This is a genomic window from Alkalidesulfovibrio alkalitolerans DSM 16529, from assembly GCF_000422245.1.
In the GTDB taxonomy this organism is placed as follows: domain Bacteria; phylum Desulfobacterota; class Desulfovibrionia; order Desulfovibrionales; family Desulfovibrionaceae; genus Alkalidesulfovibrio; species Alkalidesulfovibrio alkalitolerans.
This window is the reverse complement of record NZ_ATHI01000003.1, coordinates 71,097-88,073: the sequence shown is the minus strand read 5'-3', so window position 1 is coordinate 88,073 and position 16,977 is coordinate 71,097. Positions and strand designations below refer to the sequence as shown.

General features: G+C 65.3%; 16 protein-coding genes. 3 read left to right on the top strand and 13 right to left on the bottom strand.

Going from position 1 to position 16,977, the window contains the following annotated elements; all coding sequences use genetic code 11:
* Positions 1 to 71 precede the first annotated feature (71 nt).
* The 5 genes from feoB to DSAT_RS01735 form a co-directional block, all read right to left on the bottom strand.
* Positions 72 to 2,252: a ferrous iron transport protein B gene (gene feoB / locus DSAT_RS01755; protein WP_020885863.1), complete on the bottom strand. Its 2,181-nt coding sequence runs from the start codon at positions 2,250 to 2,252 to the stop codon at positions 72 to 74.
* On the bottom strand, positions 2,249 to 2,509 hold the full coding sequence (locus tag DSAT_RS01750) for a FeoA family protein (protein ID WP_020885862.1): 261 nt from the start codon (positions 2,507 to 2,509) through the stop codon (positions 2,249 to 2,251). Before DSAT_RS01750 ends, feoB begins: the two co-directional genes overlap by 4 nt.
* Before the next feature lie 112 nt (positions 2,510 to 2,621).
* Positions 2,622 to 2,837, bottom strand: coding sequence for a hypothetical protein (locus DSAT_RS15650; RefSeq protein ID WP_020885861.1), 216 nt, complete (start codon positions 2,835 to 2,837; stop codon positions 2,622 to 2,624).
* A 10-nt stretch (positions 2,838 to 2,847) separates the two neighbouring features.
* On the bottom strand, positions 2,848 to 3,099 hold the full coding sequence (locus DSAT_RS01740; RefSeq protein WP_020885860.1) for a FeoA family protein: 252 nt from the start codon (positions 3,097 to 3,099) through the stop codon (positions 2,848 to 2,850).
* 333 nt (positions 3,100 to 3,432) lie between these two features.
* Positions 3,433 to 3,888 carry a Fur family transcriptional regulator gene (locus DSAT_RS01735; RefSeq protein ID WP_020885859.1) on the bottom strand — a complete coding sequence of 152 codons (456 nt, stop codon included), beginning with the start codon at positions 3,886 to 3,888 and terminating at the stop codon, positions 3,433 to 3,435.
* Positions 3,889 to 4,020: 132 nt separating this feature from the next.
* Here DSAT_RS01735 and DSAT_RS01730 point away from each other — a divergent pair, with 132 nt between their 5' ends.
* Entirely contained in the window at positions 4,021 to 5,331 is a 1,311-nt protein-coding gene (locus DSAT_RS01730) for a GGDEF domain-containing response regulator (RefSeq protein ID WP_152490198.1), read from the top strand.
* Between the two features lie 6 nt (positions 5,332 to 5,337).
* On the opposite strand, the gene DSAT_RS01725 is transcribed toward DSAT_RS01730, so the two are convergent.
* The 8 genes from DSAT_RS01725 to DSAT_RS15290 form a co-directional block, all read right to left on the bottom strand.
* Positions 5,338 to 6,429, bottom strand: coding sequence for an HD-GYP domain-containing protein (locus tag DSAT_RS01725; RefSeq protein ID WP_020885857.1), 1,092 nt, complete (start codon positions 6,427 to 6,429; stop codon positions 5,338 to 5,340).
* Complete coding sequence (locus tag DSAT_RS01720) at positions 6,430 to 6,828, bottom strand: response regulator (protein ID WP_020885856.1); 399 nt, start codon at positions 6,826 to 6,828, stop codon at positions 6,430 to 6,432.
* Positions 6,825 to 9,149 carry a cache domain-containing protein gene (locus tag DSAT_RS14710; protein ID WP_020885855.1) on the bottom strand — a complete coding sequence of 775 codons (2,325 nt, stop codon included), beginning with the start codon at positions 9,147 to 9,149 and terminating at the stop codon, positions 6,825 to 6,827. Before DSAT_RS14710 ends, DSAT_RS01720 begins: the two co-directional genes overlap by 4 nt.
* A gap of 165 nt (positions 9,150 to 9,314) precedes the next feature.
* Positions 9,315 to 10,460: a glycosyltransferase gene (locus tag DSAT_RS01710; protein WP_020885854.1), complete on the bottom strand. Its 1,146-nt coding sequence runs from the start codon at positions 10,458 to 10,460 to the stop codon at positions 9,315 to 9,317.
* Positions 10,457 to 12,382 carry an asparagine synthase (glutamine-hydrolyzing) gene (gene asnB / locus DSAT_RS01705; RefSeq protein ID WP_020885853.1) on the bottom strand — a complete coding sequence of 642 codons (1,926 nt, stop codon included), beginning with the start codon at positions 12,380 to 12,382 and terminating at the stop codon, positions 10,457 to 10,459. Before asnB ends, DSAT_RS01710 begins: the two co-directional genes overlap by 4 nt.
* A gap of 2 nt (positions 12,383 to 12,384) precedes the next feature.
* A complete protein-coding gene (gene galE, locus DSAT_RS01700) occupies positions 12,385 to 13,374 on the bottom strand; it encodes a UDP-glucose 4-epimerase GalE (RefSeq protein ID WP_020885852.1) in 990 nt (329 codons plus the stop codon).
* Between the two features lie 5 nt (positions 13,375 to 13,379).
* Positions 13,380 to 14,537 carry a glycosyltransferase gene (locus DSAT_RS01695; RefSeq protein WP_020885851.1) on the bottom strand — a complete coding sequence of 386 codons (1,158 nt, stop codon included), beginning with the start codon at positions 14,535 to 14,537 and terminating at the stop codon, positions 13,380 to 13,382.
* A gap of 3 nt (positions 14,538 to 14,540) precedes the next feature.
* Complete coding sequence (locus DSAT_RS15290) at positions 14,541 to 14,933, bottom strand: hypothetical protein (RefSeq protein WP_161656084.1); 393 nt, start codon at positions 14,931 to 14,933, stop codon at positions 14,541 to 14,543.
* Here DSAT_RS15290 and DSAT_RS15285 point away from each other — a divergent pair.
* Together DSAT_RS15285 and DSAT_RS01685 are read left to right on the top strand one after the other, a co-directional pair.
* Positions 14,910 to 15,530 carry a hypothetical protein gene (locus DSAT_RS15285; RefSeq protein WP_161656083.1) on the top strand — a complete coding sequence of 207 codons (621 nt, stop codon included), beginning with the start codon at positions 14,910 to 14,912 and terminating at the stop codon, positions 15,528 to 15,530. The two genes, DSAT_RS15290 and DSAT_RS15285, sit on opposite strands and share 24 nt — an antisense overlap.
* 210 nt (positions 15,531 to 15,740) lie before the next feature.
* A complete protein-coding gene (locus DSAT_RS01685) occupies positions 15,741 to 16,925 on the top strand; it encodes an NAD-dependent epimerase/dehydratase family protein (protein ID WP_020885849.1) in 1,185 nt (394 codons plus the stop codon).
* Positions 16,926 to 16,977 lie beyond the last annotated feature (52 nt).

The following is a 16,977-nucleotide window of genomic DNA, read 5'->3' as shown; positions in this document are numbered from 1 at the left end:
AACGAAAAGGCCGCCCCGGTGTGCGCACACCGGGGCGGCCCTCCTGCGGGATCGCGGTTCGCCCGCGAGGGTCAGCTCAGTATCTGGTAGGCGGTCACGGCCGCGGCAAAGGCCAGGGCGGTGTTGAAAACCATGGAGAACACGGCCCAGCCCCAGGAGCCGGACTCCTGGCGGATGGTGAAGACGGTCATGAAGCACGGCGCGTAGAGCATGGTGAAGAGGATGAGGCTCACGCCCTTGGCCATGGTCCATCCCGGCTCGTTCTTCAGCCGCTCCATGAGCGGCTCGGCCTCCTCGGGGTCGGTCTCGCCCAGGGAATAGGCCGTGCCCAGGGTGGAGACGATGACCTCCTTGGCCGCGAATCCGGCGGCCAGGGCGATGTTTGTGCGCCATTCGTACCCGGCCCACTTGGTGACGCCCTCAAGCGCCACGCCGAATCGTCCGGCCAGCGAATTCTTGAGCGCGGCCATGGCCTCCTCGGCCTCCACCTCGGCCAGGGCGTCCTCGAACCCGGCGACGAGATCCTCGTCGCCCAGGGTCTCGGCCTCGGCCACCTGGGCCTCGATCTGGGTCCGGGCCGTCTCGAACTGCTCGACATCGCTCTCGGGCAGGCCCGGGTAGGTCATGGCGGCCCACAGCAGGATGGAGATGGGCAGGACCACGGTGGTGGCCCGCTTGATGAAGTGCCAGGTGCGCTCCCAGGTGTGGATGCACATGCCGCGCAGCGTGGGCAGGCGGTAGGGTGGCAGTTCCATGACGAAGGGCGTGGAAGGGCCGGAGATGACGGTGGAACGCAGCAGCTTGGCCACCAGCAGGGCGATCAGCCAAGCCGCGAGCGTGACCAGGAACATGGCCTGGGCCTGGTTGTCGGGGAAGAAGATGGCCACGAGCATGAGGAACACGGGCAGCTTGGCGCCGCAGGTCATGAAGGGCGCGGTGAGCACCGTGGCCAGCTTCTCGCGACGGCTGCGCAGGGTGCGCGCGGCCATCACGCCGGGCACGGCGCATCCGCCCGCGATGCCGCCGGAGACGATGAAAGGCATGACCGAGCAGCCGTGCAGCCCGAACATGCGGAAGAGGCGGTCCAGCATGTAGGCGATGCGCGCCATGTAGCCAGAGTCCTCGAGGAAGGAAATGATCAGGAAGATGATGGCGATGAGCGGCACGAAGCTGAGCACGCCGCCCACGCCGTCGATGACGCCAGAGACCACGAGCGAGCGCAGGTGCCCTTCGGGCAGGGCGGCTCCGGCCACGTCGCCGAGCCAGGAGAAGAAGTCGGCCATCCAGCCCATGGGGATGTCGCCCACCACGAAGGTGAACTGGTAGATGGCGTAGAGAATGCCGAGCATGGCGGCCGGGCCGAGCAGCTTGTGGGTCAGCACGGTGTCGATGCGATCGGAGAGCGCTACGCGGTCGATGCGGTTGAGCTGCACCACGTCCTGCTTGAGGATCGAAGAGATGAAGCCGTAGCGGTAGTCCGCGATGAGCGCCTCGGGGTAGGTGCCCAGGGTCTTCTGGCAGTGATCGGCCACCCGCTCGGCCATCTGGCCCAGCCGTTCGGCAAGGCCCTGGTCGCGGCCCCGGATCATGTCCATGACCTCGGCGTCGCCCTCCAGGTACTTGATGGCCAGCCAGCGCGGGGCGTAGTCCGCGTCCGAAAAGCCTGCCTGCCCGAGCATTTCCGCCATTTCCGCAATGACCGGGTCGAGATCCGGACCGTAGGAGATGACCAGGGGCAGCTTCTCGCCCTTGCGTTTGTCCGCGAGGCGGGCGGCGGCCAGGGCCGTCTCCTCCACGCCCCGGCCGGTGCGGGCCACGGTCTCGATCACGGGCGCGCCCAGAAGCTCGGAGAGGCGCTTGACGTTGATGGTCAGGCCCTGGCGCTTGGCCTCGTCCATCATGTTCAGCGAGACCACCAGAGGCACGCCGATCTCGAGGAGCTGGACCGTGAGGTAGAGGTTGCGCTCCAAAACGCCCGCGTTGACCACGTTGATCACCGCGTCCGGCTTTTCCTCGATGAGCACGCGGCGCGCGACGAGCTCTTCCTGGCTGTAGGCGGTCAGGGAATAGGTTCCCGGCAGGTCGGTGATGCGAAGCTCCGTGTCGCCGGCCTTGGCCGTGCCCACCTTGCGCTCCACGGTGATGCCCGGGTAGTTGCCCACATGCTGGCGGGCGCCGGTGAGGGCGTTGAAGACGGTGGTTTTTCCGGCGTTGGGGTTTCCGGCGAGGGCGATGGCGCAGGCCTTGGTCATGAACGGGCTCCTTGCGTGGGCGCGATGGGCGTGACGAGGATGTTGTCGGCCTCGTTGTTGCGCAGGGTCAGGGTGAAATTCTTCAGGCGCAGGGCCACGGGGTCGTTCAGGGGCGCGCGGCCCACGACCTCGATCTCGGCTCCGGCCACGAGCCCCATGTCCCTGATGCGGCGGCCGAGCTCGCCCGAGGCCTTTACACGCGCGATGACCGCCCGCTGCCCGAGGGCCAGTTGACGAAGGCCGATAGTCGATTCCATGAATCCCCCTCAAAGGGCCGTCTCGTCACGTCAGGGCGCACACCCGCCCCTCCTCCCCACGCGGGGAAGCCCGTTTCGAAGACCCTGTTTCGTTGTTGTTTCGAGGCCCGGGTCAGCGAATCTCGTCCCTGGGCGAGGCCCCCAGGTCGTTTCGCGACGCGCACGAGCAGGAGCCGTCCTTGCCCGGCGAGGTCCCGCACGAGCCAGGCTGGCAGCCCGAGGCGCACTCGGAACCGCAGCCGCACCCTCCCTTGCGGGAGGCCAGAATCTGGCGCGCGACCACGGCGGCGGCCAGGGCCACGATGACGACGACGATGGCGGTGTCCACTCGATACCCCCTAATTTTGGACCGGCGAGGCGAGCACCTTCTCGGCCATGCCCTGACCGATGACGAGATCCGCGCCGCGCACCCTGATGCGGCAGCCGCCCGGCCCGGCCGAATCGACAATCACCCGCGTGCCAGGGGTCAGCCCCAGGGCGCACAGGCGGCACCTGCACTGCCCGCCCGCGCAATCGCAAAAACGCTCGATCGTGACCGTGCTTCCGCTGGGGAAGTCGCTCAGGGGCTTATGGGAGCACAGGGAACACATGGGGCACCTCGGTCGTCATTGTTGCACTACACTTTATTCAAATGAGAATGATTGTCAACACCCTTTTCGGCGTTCTCCGCTGATTTTCTTGCCATCTGCGAAATTTTTTCCCACAGCCGGGGGATCTGCCGGACCGGACGCGACCTCGCCCGACTCCATGCGCCGCGCCGCGGGATTGGCCGCAAAGCGCGGCGGACGGCGCTTCCCCAGGCCACCCAAAGCCACAGGATGCACGACGCACAAAAGCGCTAGGCCCGACGCGTAAATGACGCGCGAGGGTCCGGCGCTTTTGCTGCAACGCCGCAGATGGCGTCTTTTCAGTGGCCTGGAGGGTTATTCCTTGGCGCGACAGCGAGGACAGATGCCATAGAGGCACATGCTGTGGCCGGTCAGGCGATAGCCGTGCTTGGCGGCGAGATCTTCCTGAAGGCGCTCGATGCGTTCGTCCGCCACCTCCACGGTGGCCCGGCAGCGCTGGCAGATGAGATGGTCGTGGTGCTCGTCGTGGAAGCCGTGCTCGTAGCGGGCCACGCCCTCGGCGAAGTCCACTTCCTTGGCTATGCCGGAATCGGAGAGGAGCTTGAGGGTGCGGTAGACCGTGGCTTGCCCCACGGTGTTGTCCACCTCGCGCACCCGATGGTAGAGATCCTCGGAGGAAAGGTGCCCTTCCGAGGCGAGGAAAGCGTCGAGAATACGCATGCGCTGCGGCGTCATCTTCAGCCGCTTTCGTGCCAGATAGTCACGAAAGGCCTCGCGCTGCTCGCGTTCAAGGACGTCCCGCTTTCCCATACACGATCCCCTACCCTCTTGCCCCCGCGAATGTCAACGCGAGGCGCGTGGAAACAGTCGTTCCGGCCCTTGCCCGCGCGCACGAAAAAAGGATATGCATTTTCCGTCGCGAGGGAGGTTTTTTTGGTGGAGATGAACAAGCCCGGCCCGGAGAAGGACGGCATCCTGGTCCTCGTGGCCGAGGACGACGCCATCATCCGGGAACAGATGGCCATGACCCTGCGCCGGGCCGGGATGCGTGTCATCACGGCCGTCGACGGCCACGAGGCCTTCGAGACGTACCTGCGCAGCTTCCCCGACCTCGTCGTATCCGACATCCGCATGCCACGCATGGACGGCCTGGAACTTGCGCGACGCATCCGTGAGATGTCCAACGACGTCTGCATCATTCTTGTCTCGGCCTACTCGGACAACGAAACCCTTTTCGCCTCCATCAATCTGCGCGTGGACGGCTTCGCGCGCAAGCCCGTGCTTCCCGACGAGTTGGTCAGCCTCACGCGGCGTTGCAACCTGCACGGCCGCGGCGAGCGCTCCTTGCTCAGCAAGGTCATGGACCACAACCCTGACATGTTCCTGACCACGGACGGCGAGCGGGCACTGTACGTGAACCAGCCGCTGATGCGCTTTTTGGGCATAGCGAGCATCGAGGGACACGACGCCCTGCACATGCTCGGCACCCGCATCACCCCCGCGCACGCCGCCAAGCATCCAGATTCGCCCCAACCGCACGCTGCCTCCGTCTCCTGGATCGCGGATCTCGTTCGCCAGGGGGGTGGCGCCGATCCGCTGCTCGCGGTGAGCACACCAACAGGTCGCGAGCCCGAGCCGCCGCAACGCACCTTCCTGGTCAGGGTTGGTCGCCTGCCCCTGGAAGACACGGTCTTCTCCATCGTCAGCTTCGCGGACGTGACCCGCATCCAGGAAGAGCGGGACTTCTACCTCGAACTGGCGCTCAAGGATTCGCTCACAGGCCTTGGCAACCGCCGCCGCCTCATGGACGAGCTGGCCAAGGAGGCCGTGCGCGCTGGCCGCTACGCCAAGGACTTGAGCATCATCATCCTGGATATCGACGATTTCAAGGTCCTGAACGACACCCACGGCCACCAGGTGGGCGACCACGTGCTGTGCGAGATAGCGCGGATCATGGAGGAGAACGTGCGCCAGGTGGATCTTCTTGCCCGACACGGCGGCGAGGAGTTCTGCTGCCTGGCCCCGGAAACGGGTCTGGAGGGGGCGCAGGAGATGGCCGAAAAGCTCAGGCGCCGCATCGCCCTGCACGATTTCGACGTGGCCGGGCGCGTCACGGCCAGCTTCGGGGTGGCGCTCTTCGATCCATCGGAAACCCCTGAACAGTTCATGGCCCGGGCCGACAAGGCCCTCTATCAGGCCAAACGCCAGGGCAAGAATCAGGTCTGCGTCGCGGACGCGCCGGAAACGGCCTGACCGCTCTCAATCCTTCCACATCTCGCGGATGGCGCGAATCTCCTCGATGCGCGCGAGAAATGCCTCGACCACGCGCGGATCGAACTGGCTGCCCGCCCCCGCCCGGATGATCTCGCGGCACTCCTCTTCGGGGAAGGCCTTCTTGTAGGGCCTGTCGCTGCACAATGCGTCGTAGACGTCCACGATGGAGACGATCCTGGCCTCGATGGGGATTTCCTCCCCGCGCAGGCCGAAGGGATAGCCGCTCCCGTCCCACCGCTCATGGTGAAACAGGGCCAGAGAGCGGGCCAGGTCGAGCAGTTCGTTGTCGCCCTGGCGCACGGCTCTTTCGGAGTCCAGGCACGCGCCGTGGGCCGCGTCGCGGCTGTCCAGGGGGCCAAGGATCTCGCAGCCGAAGATGCAGTGCCGCTTCATGACCTCCCACTCGGTGGCCGTGAGGGGTCCGGGCTTGAGTAACACCTCGTCGGGCACGCCGATCTTGCCCACGTCGTGCAACGGCGCACAGTCGCGCACCATCTCGCAGCGTTCGTCGGCAAGCCCGAGTTCGCAGGCCAAGAGCGCGCTGATCTCGCCAACCCGAAAGACATGGCGGCCGGTCTCGTTGTCCTTGTATTCGGCGGCGCGGCTGAGCCGCTGCATGACCTGTCGCCGCGTGGCCTCGACCTCGGCCGTGCGCTCGCGCACGAGCCGCTCCAGATTCGTCTGATATTCGCGGTTCTCGCGCACGAGCCGGGCGCGCTCGAAGACCTTGTCCAGGGTGTGGCGCAACACGTCGAAGGCGTGCAGGGGCTTGGTGATGAAATCCCAGGCGCCCATGCGCATGGCGCGAAGCGCGTCCTCCACGACGCCGACGCCCGAAAGGACGACGATGGGGATGTTGTCCGTCTCCTCCACGGCGTGACGGATGAAGGAGTAGCCATCCATGCCGGGCATGTTCAGGTCCACGAGCATGGCGCCCAGGCGGCCTTGGTTGGCGCGCATGATCTCAAGACCCTCAAGCCCGTCCCCGGCCTCCAGGGTCTCGTAATCGAGGTCTTCCAGATAGGCGCACAAGGAGCGCCTGAGCCCCGCCTCGTCGTCGATGACCAAAATCACCATCTAGTCCTCCCCGTGCACGGGGGTCCGCAACCGCTCCCTGATGCGTTCGAGTATCTTGTCGATGTCCGCCGGCTTGAGGAACACGTCGTCCCGGGTGAGGCCCACCCCGCGCATCTCCTCGGTCAGGGCCAGCCCCACCGAGCCCGTGTGGACAATGAAGCGCGGACACAGGCCGCTCTCCCTGGCCGCCAGGATGAAGGCCGCGCCGTCCATGCCCGGCAGCCGAATATCGACCATACACAGATCCACCGGCTGCCGCGCGAGTAGCCCCAGCGCCTCCTCGGCCGAACCCGCGCCCACGAGGTCGAACTCGTCGTAGTCGCCCAGGTAGTCGATGAGCAGTTCCCTGATCCGCTCCTCGTCGTCAAGGATAAGGACCATCGGCCGCGTGGCGTTCATGAGCGCTCCCCTCCGTGCGCATCCAACGGCAGTTCGATGGTGAACATCGTGCCCCGCCCGGTGGATGAATCCACGGCTATGGAGCCGCCATGCCCTTTGGTGACGATGAAATACGAAACCGACAACCCGAGCCCGGTTCCAACGCCCGTCGGCTTGGTGGTGAAGAAGGGTTCGAAAATGCGGCGCTGTGTTTCCTGGTCCATTCCGGGTCCGTTGTCCTCGATCTCGATGCGCGCCATGCCCCCTGAAACGCGCGCCCGGATGACGATCCGGGGCGCGGCGACCGCTGGCTCGGCCGAGGCCATGGCCTGGGCCGCGTTGCGCAGCAGATTCAAAACCACCTGCTCGATCTCGGTCTGCGCGCAGACGACATGGGGCATGTCCGGCGCGATGTCACGGATAATCTCGATCTTCCTGAAGTCATATGATTTTTTGAGGTCGTAGTCGCTCGACGCCAGGGTCACGGCCCGCTCGATAAGGGCCGAAAGATCGCACGGCCCGCGCACCGATCCGCTCTGCCTACTGAAGTCGAGCATGTGCCTGACGATACCCGAGGCGCGCACGGCCGCGGACCGGATGTCCTCCACGAAGACGTCGATCTTGCGGGCGCTCACGTAGTCCGAGAGTTTTTCCATGTCGAGGCCGAGCCCGGCCGCGACCGCGACGTTCTTCTCGAAATCCGGCCGCAGTCGCTGGATGACGTTGTTCGCCGCCTGAAGCACGATTCCTAAGGGATTGTTGATCTCGTGCGCGATTCCGGCCGCGATGCCGCCGAGCGAGACCATCTTCTCGGTCTGGACCATCATGGCCTCCATCTGCTTGCGCTCGGTCACGTCGCGGATGAAACCAAGGCAGAGTGTTTCACCGTGGACGCTCATAGAGACAAGGGAGACCTCGACAGTAAACTGCTCGCCGCTGCAGCGCCGGTGGCGCCATTCGAAGAACTGCGGCCGCCCCGCGACGGCCTTTTCGATCAATTCCCGCGCGGCCTGGCCCGAGTCGCTACCGTCGGGCTGGGTCTTGGGAGAGAATTCGGCCGGATTTGCGCCGATCAACGCCTCCTTGGAGCAGCCGAACATCTCAGAGGCGTAGGTGTTGCACTCCACGATCCGCCCGTCCTTGATGATCAGGATGGCGTCCTTGGCGGCTTCGAAAAGCACCCGGTACTTCTCTTCGCTGATCTTGCGCTCGGTCACGTCGCTGACGATGGTGCCGATGTACGTGCCGTCGTCCTGCGGGATGGCGAACTTGCGCATTTCGAGGATCTTCACCCTGCCGCTCTCGGCGTCCCATACCTCGTCGTAGACCACAAAGCCGTCCCGCAGGGCCTTTTGATCCATCTCGACCATCCTGGCCGCCACCTCGGGCGAGAACAACTCGCCGGGCGTCCTGCCATGCCAGTCCTTGACCGGGAATGTGTCGAGGAACTGTTGGTTGAAGTACACGAACCGTGACCGCGCGTCCTTGATGACCACAAGACCCGGCAGATGTTCCATGAAGGCTCTGAAACGCGATTCGCTGGCCTGAAGAGCATTCTCGGCCCGGCTGCGTTCGTCGACCTCGGCCGCCAGCGCCCGGTTCTGGCGTCGCAAGACCAGGGCGAAGAGAAACAGCGGCGTGGAGAAGACCAGAAGCAGCGCGAAGGCCAAAACGTAGGCCCAGCGCACCAGGGCGATCTGCTGGCCAAGGATGGCTTGCAGATATTTGCCCGTGCCGATGTAACACTGTAGTTCCGGAATGCCGACGACATAGGAGAGTTTGAGCTCGGGCACGTTGGAGCCGGGCGGCAGGTAGGCGTAGGTCACGTAGCCGCCCTCGGAGCTGTCCCTGGCCGTGCGCACCAGCTCCTGAATGATGGGAAAGCCGTCCGGGTCGCGCATCTCCCATTGGTTGGTGCCCACGAGTTCCGGCGCGTAGGGCTGCACGAGCATGGTCCCGTCGTAAGCGCTCATGAAGATGTAGTTCTTGCCCTGCTCGTCGTCGTAGGTCATGCGGCCGACCAGGATCTGGATACGCGCGATGGCCTCGTCGCGGTCGCTACGGCCCTGGCGGACGTCCTCGACGATGGGCTCGATGGCGTTGCGCGCCAGGGTGACCATCTCGCGGAGATTGGCGCGACGCTGCATCTCGGATTCGCTGATGTAGGAATCCGTCCAGAGCTTGAAGATGAGAAAGAAGCAGGCCAGGGCAAAGAGGACGCCCAGGCCGATGAGCACCAGCAGGCGGTGCGTGACGATGCGCTCGCCTCCCCAGGCGAAGCGGCTCCAGACTGAAGAAGAGCCCTCGCGGCCCCCGGCCTCGTGGTCCGTTGGCCGCTTCATCAGAAACCGTTCCTCGCGTCCGTGTCCATCGTCGTCCCCCGCGTCCCGCAAAACGCCCCGCCCCTCTGGGCGCAAGTCCCATCCTGACGCGAAACCCTACCCCCTGACACTATCGATCGTCAAGAAAAGCGGGATGGTGGAACAAAGGTGCCGAACACGGAAAGATCAACTACGGGGCGCGGCCTTGGCGGCCAGTGATGCCCATAGGTCGAGATAGCGACCAGCCATGGCTGCAATGGAGAATTCCCGCTCGATGCGCTCGCGGGCGCGGCGGCCAAGGGCTTCCTTTTCATCGGGGGGAAGCGTCAGGATGTCGAGGATCGCTCGGCTGAGCGCGTCGGCGTCGCCGCGCGGCACGACCCGGCCCTCCCCACCCACGATCAGAGCCGCGTCGCCCGCGTCCGTGGTCGCGCAAGGCACGCCGCAGGCCATGGCCTCGCCCAGAACGTTGAGGAAGCCCTCGCTACGCGAGGACAATACCAGACAGTCCAAGGCCGAGAGCACGGCAGGCACGTCGTCGCGTGGGCCGAGCAGCCGCACGCGGCCCTCCAGCCCGTGTCTGCGCAAAAGCCGCTGCGCCGCCCCGTCGTTCGGCCCAAGCCACTGACCGCAGAACACGGCGCGAACATCTTCCTGCCGAGCGGTTACAAAAGAAAGAGCGCGACACAAAAGCGGCAGGTTCTTCATGGCGTCCAGGCGGCCCACGAAACCGATCAGGGGTTGATCTGCAGTCATGCCCCACTCGGCCCGGAGGCGCGCGCGGGCCGTGGCGTCGGGAGCGAAACGTCCGGTGTCGAACCCGTTGGGGATGACCGTGAAGTCTCCCGCGTAGCCGAGCTTTCGATGATGCTCCACGGCGGCGCGCGAGTTGGTGACGATGGCTTGAGGCAGACGCGAGAGAAGGGCCAAGAGGCGTACCGTGAGCCGCGTGGCCAACCGGTAGTGCGAAAGATCCATGTCCGCGCAGCGGATGTTCCAGGCCACAGGCACCGTCCTGTCTGGAAGGCCCGCCAGTCGCGCGGCCAGAAAGCCCATGAAATCGGCGTGATACAGCCAGGTCTGGACCACATCCGGCGCAAACTCGCGCACGATCCTGGTCAGACGTCCCACGCGAAGCAGCGCCGCGGGGCTCGGCGAAACGTCGATACTTTGTACCGTGGCCCCGGCTGCCCGGGCGGCAGCGGCAAGAGCGCCTTCGGGCAGAAGGCTCACGATACGATGCTCTATCTCGGGCGTGGCCGCCACGAGCTTGACCAGCGAGGTTTCGGCCCCGCCCAGGCCAAGGCCGGTGATGACGTGCAGCACCCTCACGTCGCGCCTCCCGCGATCCAATGCTCGTGCCAAGCCTGGAGCATGAGCGCGTTCCAGAGCAGTGAATGGCGCGAAGTGTCGCCGGCGAGGTACGCCTTCCAAAGCTTTCGGACGGGCTCGGGATCGAGCAGCCCTGCCACGCTCAGGGAGCGGCGCGAAAGAAGCGGCTCCGCCCACTCGCGCAGTTCGTGGCCGAGCCAAGCCTCCACAGGCAGGGTGAAGCCCGCCTTGGGTCGTTCGAAGAGGCGCGGGGGCAGCCGCCGGGCCAAAAGGCGGCGCAACGGCTGCTTGCCCCTGCCCTCGCGCACGGTCGCCTCGGGCGGCAGCGCGGTCGCAAACTCCACCACGCGGTGGTCGAGAAAGGGCGAGCGGGCCTCGATGGACGCGCCCATGCTGGCCCGGTCGGCCTTGACCAGAATGTCGTCGGGCAGGTAGGCGGCCATGTCCCAGGCCTGCATCTGGCGCAGGCGGTCCGCGCCGCCGAGCAGCCAGCCGGGCTCGGTGAGCGGTGTGGACGGCTCGCTGCCGCCGACGACGAGCGCGGCCGGGTCCAGATGGTGCGAGACGAGTGCCCGATAGAAGGTGGGAAAATCGCGGCTCGACAAAAGCCCGGCGCGCCAGCGCAGCTTTCTGCCGCGCGGGCCGAGCAGATTCAGGCAGGCCCCGGGCGCAAGGGAGCACATCCCGGCCGCCAGCCGCCGAAGCGCCAGGGGAAAGCGTTCCACGTGGGCGAAGTGTGCGGCCCAGCCGTAGCGGGCGTAGCCCGCGAAGCACTCGTCCGCGCCATCGCCCGTGAGGGCCACCACCACCTCGCCCGCGAGCCGCTTGAACACGAGGTGCGTGGGCACTTGCGAGGCGTCGGCGAAGGGTTCGTCCCACATCCGGGGCAGATGCGGCACAAGGTCGAGCAGGTCGGTGGCGCTCACGGGCAGCACGGTGTGCGAGAGCCCCAGCGCGCGGGCCACTCTCCCGGCATGGGCCGACTCGTCGTAGGCCGCCTCGGAAAACCCCACGGTGAAGGCGCGCACCGGCGTCTCCCCGCCCACGGCCTCACGCATCAGCGCGGCCGTGAGCGACGAGTCGATGCCGCCCGAGAGCAGCACGCCCACGGGCACGTCCGCGATCATGCGCAGCCGCACCGCATCGGCCAAAAGGGGCGAGAGCGCCTCGGCAGCCTCGTCGGGACCGCCCGCAAAGGGCTCGGCCACACCGCGTTGCCAGACCTCGCGCAGGCTCCAGTAGGGGATGACCTCGGGCTTGGATGCGCCAGGGGCGAAGCGTGCCAGACAGCCTGGCGGGAGTTTGCGCGCGGCGCGGTAGATGGTTAGCGGCGCGGGAATGTAATTGTGGCGCATGAAGAGCGTCACGGCCTCGCGGTCGATGTCGGGGTCAAAGTCCGGCAATGCGCGCAAAGCCTTCAGCTCCGAGGCGAAGGCCAGGCCGCTCGCGGCCCCGCCGCCCATAACCGCGTAATAGAGCGGCTTGACGCCGAGGCGGTCGCGGCACAGCCACAGCGTCTTTTCGGCCTCGTCCCACAGCCCGAAGGCGAACATGCCCACGAAACGCCCCACGGCCTGGGCAACGCCCCACTGCTCCACGGCCGCGAGCATGACCTCGGTGTCCGAGCCGCCCGAAAAGGCGTGGCCCAGGCCTTCGAGCTCCTGCCGAAGCTCGCGGAAATTGTATATCTCGCCGTTGTAGCTGACGGCGTAGCGGCCCGTGGCCGAGCGCATGGGCTGCGCCCCGGCGGGCGAAAGATCGATGATGGCCAGACGGCGATGCCCGAGGGCCACTCCCTCGGCGCTCCACGCGCCCGCGCCGTCTGGTCCGCGATGGGCCATGGTATCGGCCATGGCCCGGGCCAGCGGCTCGATATCCGCGCCCGCGCGCCCAGGCAGCACAAGGCCCGTAACGCCGCACACGGCTAGATGCCCATCCTTTGCGCGTGCCAGCGCCAAGCCGAGGCCACGATCTCTTCTATCTCAGTGATGCGCGGCCGCCAGCCGAGAAGCTCCTCGGCGGCCGAAGGGTCCGCCACCAGCCGGGAAGGATCGCCCGGACGGCGCGGGGCCACGGAATGCGGCACCTCGCGGCCGCCCACGCGGGCCACGGCGGCCACGATCTCGCGCACGCTGTTCCCCTGGCCCGTGCCCAGGTTGCAGATAAGGCTCTCGTCACGCTCCAGGATGCGGCGCAAGGCCAGCACGTGGGCCTCGGCCAGGTCGGTGACGTGGATGTAGTCGCGGATCGGTGTGCCGTCGGGCGTGTCCCAATCGTCGCCGAAGAGGCGCAGGGGCGGGGCCTTGCCCTGGGCCGCCAGAACGGCCAGGGGCACGAGATGCGTCTCCGGGGCATGTTCCTCGCCGATCTCTCCTTCAAGGTCGGCCCCGGCGGCGTTGAAATAGCGCAAGATGGCGTGGCGCAGGCCGTAGGCCGCCTCGAAGTCGGCCAGGATCTCCTCGACCATGCGCTTGGAACGGCCGTAAGGGTTCTCGGGCCGAAGCGGCGCGCTCACCGGGATGGGTACGCTGTCGGGCGTGCCGTAGACCGCGGCGGTGCTGGAGAAGACCACGGCGCGGCAGCCGTGGCGGCGGGCCGCGTCGAGCAGGCGCAGCGCGCCTCCCGTGTTGTTCTCGTAGTATTTGGCGGGCTCGGCCACGGACTCGCCCACCTGGATGAAGGCCGCGAAGTGCAGCACCCCGGCAAAGCGGTGGCGGGCAAAGAGGCCGTCGAGGAGTGCCGTGTCGTGGATGTCGCCGCGCACCAGCGGCCCCCATTTCACGGCCCACTCGTGGCCGGACGAGAGATCGTCGAGCACCAGGGGCTCGTACCCGGCCCGGGCCAGGGCCTTGCAGGCATGGCTGCCGATGTACCCCGCCCCGCCGGTGACGAGGATGGGAGCCGTCTTTGTCATAATCTTCATCCTTTCCAGCGCATGGTTTTCGGACCGAGCTGCCTTGCGGAAATCTCCATAAGCAATTCCTCGCTGCGCCGTACCATCGTATCAAGACCGAAAAGCGTCTCCACCCGCTCGCGGACACGCTCCGGCGACGAGCTGCCAGACGCAATGCGGCCCAGCATGTCCCGCATGGCATTGGCCAGGGCCTCGGGATCGCCCGGTCGAACCGTGATTCCCTCCTCGCCCACGATCAACGCGCAGTCGCCCACATCCGTGGCCACGCACGGCACTCCACAGGCCATGGCCTCGCACAGGACGTTCGGAAAACTCTCACTCGTCGAACTCAGCACGGCCAGATCGAGACCCGCGTAAAACTTCCGCATGTCCTCCATCTCGCCGAGCCAGTGAACGGCGTGGCCGATCCCGAGCGAATCCGCCAATTCACGAAGCCGGGCCGCAAAACCTGGCTCCCCTCCTCCCGCGCAGAGAAAATGTACGCCGCGATCCGATTCCAGTAAACATTTCGCCGCCCGGAGAAACGTGGCGTGGTCTTTGACCGGGTCGAGCCTGGCAGGAAGCCCCACGGCCACCGCCTCCGCCGGAATCCCCCAGGCCTCGCGGCTTGCGGACCGCACGTCGGGCGAAGGCTCGAAGCGGCGGGTGTCTATGCCGTTCGCCACCACCGCGATCCTCGCTTTGTCCACCCCGTGCGCCGCCAGGCGCGATGCGGACGCCCGCGAGTTGGTGATGATCAGGTCGCTGCGGCGGGCAAGCAGGGTTTCCAGTCGCATGGTCAGCGAGGCCACCCCGTCCTTGCGCATCCCGCGCATGTCCGTGGCGCGCACGCCCCAGACGATGCGCGTGCGGGGAAAGAACAGCCCCAGGCTGGCGGCCAGCAGGTTCGCCGTGGTCAGATAGGCATGCAGCACGTCCGGCCGCTCGCGCCACACCAGACGGACCAGCCGCGCCGCGAAACCCGGCAGGTCCCACCTCCCGTGCTTTCCAAGATCATGCAGCCGCACGCCCCGCCCGGCAAGCTCACTCTCGAGCGCCCCCCCGGAATAGTACACCGCCACGCAGACTTCGTGCCCGCGTTCGGCCAACCCGGTCGCCAACTGCACAAGTTGCGTCTCGGCTCCGCCACGATGCAGGGAGCGCGTCAGGAAAAGTATTTTCACCTTTTACTCTCGAAGCGGCTTTCGCAGCGTAATAACGCTTCTGTCCGAGACCGTGTAAAGTCCGGGCAGACCGCAAAAGAGAGGCCGCAAACGCCTGAGCGCGAAAGGGACATACGTGGTCCGCTTCTTCATCTCGAACCCCGCCTTGCTCGCCGCCCCGGCCCAGACTCGCCACGACTGTTTGGTGGAATAATCAACCGACCCCTTGAGCCATCCCATCCTCGTGGCCAACTGCCGCAACCCGACGGGCTCGGTTTCCTGTATCAGGACGCCCCCGCCAGGGACGAGCCCGGCGTGCAGCAGGCGCATGAAGTCCACAAGCTCCCGCCAACGCGACGTGAAGCGCAGGTTCCTGGAATCCTCGAAGATGTGATGCAGTACATCGAAGACCACCATTCCCGTGAAGGGCTCCCGATTGTCCCGCAGATACTCCTGCACGGCCATTCTGTGCACCGAGAGTCTCTCAGCCAATCTCATACGTCCGGCGAGTCCGACCAACGTGTCCAGATCGCCCTCGTCGTTTCCGTGATCTCCGAAATATGGGTCGACCCCGACGGCTACGGAAACCCGATCGGACTGGAGCGCCCTCAAGGCGTCGAAGCCATGCCCGACGCCGACAAAAAGCACCCTCTCCCCGCACTCAAGAAAAAAATGCTCACCATAGTCGAGCTGATAGTCCAGGCGAGCAAGGTCGAGGCAAAGTCCTCGCCTGCTGCTTCGCTCGGCGATGGCCTGCCCGAAGATATCCTGCGGCTCCGTTTTCTTCATATCGTGCCTTCGTGGAACGCCGGGCATGGATATCCCGGACGATCCCTCGTTGCCGCTTGCGAAGCGCGTGGATCTTTCGCGATTGCGGCGGTAAGCGTGATGGTTCGCAAACAAGAGTGCCAGCCGTCCGGTAAAAAGACAACGGTCCAAAGCCCCTCGCCTCGCTCTCTGGCTCCAGAGACGTTTCGAGGCGCCTGGCTTCACCCGGCGGACATGGCGATTTGACAAGGGTACAGACCCAATGCGGCCGCGCCACTTTCCCGATCACGCCTACTTGCTGTAGACGTTGCTTGGCGGGCATGAGAACGTCGCGGACGTCATCCGGCGCGGGGAGGTGGCGGGACTCGGCCTCCATAAAACTTGGACGGGAGGCGTGCCCTACGGAGTAGCGACGTTGGATGACGTCCAGGAATTGCCAAACGAAAGGATTGGTACATGCAAGTTCTCATACTGGGTGGAGATGGATACCTCGGCTGGCCGACGGCCATGTATTTTTCCGCGCGCGGCCATGCCGTGACGGTCGTCGACAACTATTTCAGGCGTCATGCGGCAACGGAACTTGACACGGGGATGCTGTACGACGTTCCGAACCTCGTCCAGCGTGCCCGCATCTGGCATGAACGGACCGGCAGAGAAATCAAGGTCGTGATCGGCGACCTTCGCAACCCAGAGACGATCCGCGGCATTTTCACGGGAAACATCAAATACGCATTTCAAGTCGAAAAAAGCGCCTTCATCGTTCCTGATTCCGTGATGCACTTCGCGGAGCAGCCTTCGGCTCCCTATTCCCTGATGAGCCATGAGCATGCGAACTTCACGCTCTCCAACAATATTCTCATCACCAACAACCTGATGTTCGCGGTCAAGGATTTCAGTCCAGAGACGCACATCGTCCACATCGGCACCATGGGGGAATACGGCACGCCGAACATCGACATCGAGGAAGGCTGGATAGACATCGAACACAAAGGGCGCAAGGATAGGTTCCTGTTCCCGAGGCAGGCCAGTTCCATTTACCACACATCAAAAATCATGGACACTGATCTGCTGTGGTTCGGCATCAGAACATGGAACCTGCGCGCGACGGATCTGATGCAAGGCCCGGTTTACGGGATCGAGACGGAAGAGACGATCATCGATCCCAAGCTGAGGCCGTTCTTCAACTACGACGAGATATTTGGAACGGTCGTCAACAGGTTCATCACCCAGGCGGTGGCCGGGTATCCGCTCACCGTCTATGGCAAGGGAGGGCAGACGCGAGGGTATCTGAATATCCGGGATACGCTTCAGTGCGTCTACAAGGCGGCTTTGTCACCCGCCGAACCCGGTGAGTTGCGCGTGTTCAACCAGATCATGGAAACCTTCACTGTGGTCGAATTGGCCGAAAAAACGGCCAGGGTCGGCCGCAACCTCGGGCTGGACGTCACCGTCCAGTACCTCGAAAACCCGCGCAAGGAAGCAGAGGAACACTACTACAACCCGACTTACCACCGCCTACTCGAAATGGGAGTGGAGCCGCACTATCTGACGGATGAAGCCATGGAAGGAATAATGCGCATCGTGCGGGAGCACGGTGACGCCATCCGGAAAGACGTGATCTTCAGGGGCGTCAAATGGTGAGAAATCGGCTTCCCATGGAAGAGCGCGAATTCACCGGAGTCTCCATCGTCCT

Bases quoted from the DNA above. Each gene is read 5' to 3' on its own strand.
- galE (WP_020885852.1), bottom strand. From the start codon at position 13,374: ATGACAAAGACGGCTCCCATCCTCGTCACCGGCGGGGCGGGGTACATC.
- feoB (WP_020885863.1), bottom strand. From the start codon at position 2,252: ATGACCAAGGCCTGCGCCATCGCCCTCGCCGGAAACCCCAACGCCGGA.
- DSAT_RS01720 (WP_020885856.1), bottom strand. From the start codon at position 6,828: ATGAACGCCACGCGGCCGATGGTCCTTATCCTTGACGACGAGGAGCGG.
- DSAT_RS01750 (WP_020885862.1), bottom strand. From the start codon at position 2,509: ATGGAATCGACTATCGGCCTTCGTCAACTGGCCCTCGGGCAGCGGGCG.
- DSAT_RS01725 (WP_020885857.1), bottom strand. From the start codon at position 6,429: ATGGTGATTTTGGTCATCGACGACGAGGCGGGGCTCAGGCGCTCCTTG.
- DSAT_RS15290 (WP_161656084.1), bottom strand. From the start codon at position 14,933: ATGGTGGTCTTCGATGTACTGCATCACATCTTCGAGGATTCCAGGAAC.
- DSAT_RS01685 (WP_020885849.1), top strand. From the start codon at position 15,741: ATGCAAGTTCTCATACTGGGTGGAGATGGATACCTCGGCTGGCCGACG.
- DSAT_RS15285 (WP_161656083.1), top strand. From the start codon at position 14,910: ATGCAGTACATCGAAGACCACCATTCCCGTGAAGGGCTCCCGATTGTC.
- DSAT_RS01740 (WP_020885860.1), bottom strand. From the start codon at position 3,099: ATGTGTTCCCTGTGCTCCCATAAGCCCCTGAGCGACTTCCCCAGCGGA.
- DSAT_RS01730 (WP_152490198.1), top strand. From the start codon at position 4,021: ATGAACAAGCCCGGCCCGGAGAAGGACGGCATCCTGGTCCTCGTGGCC.
- DSAT_RS14710 (WP_020885855.1), bottom strand. From the start codon at position 9,149: ATGAAGCGGCCAACGGACCACGAGGCCGGGGGCCGCGAGGGCTCTTCT.
- DSAT_RS01735 (WP_020885859.1), bottom strand. From the start codon at position 3,888: ATGGGAAAGCGGGACGTCCTTGAACGCGAGCAGCGCGAGGCCTTTCGT.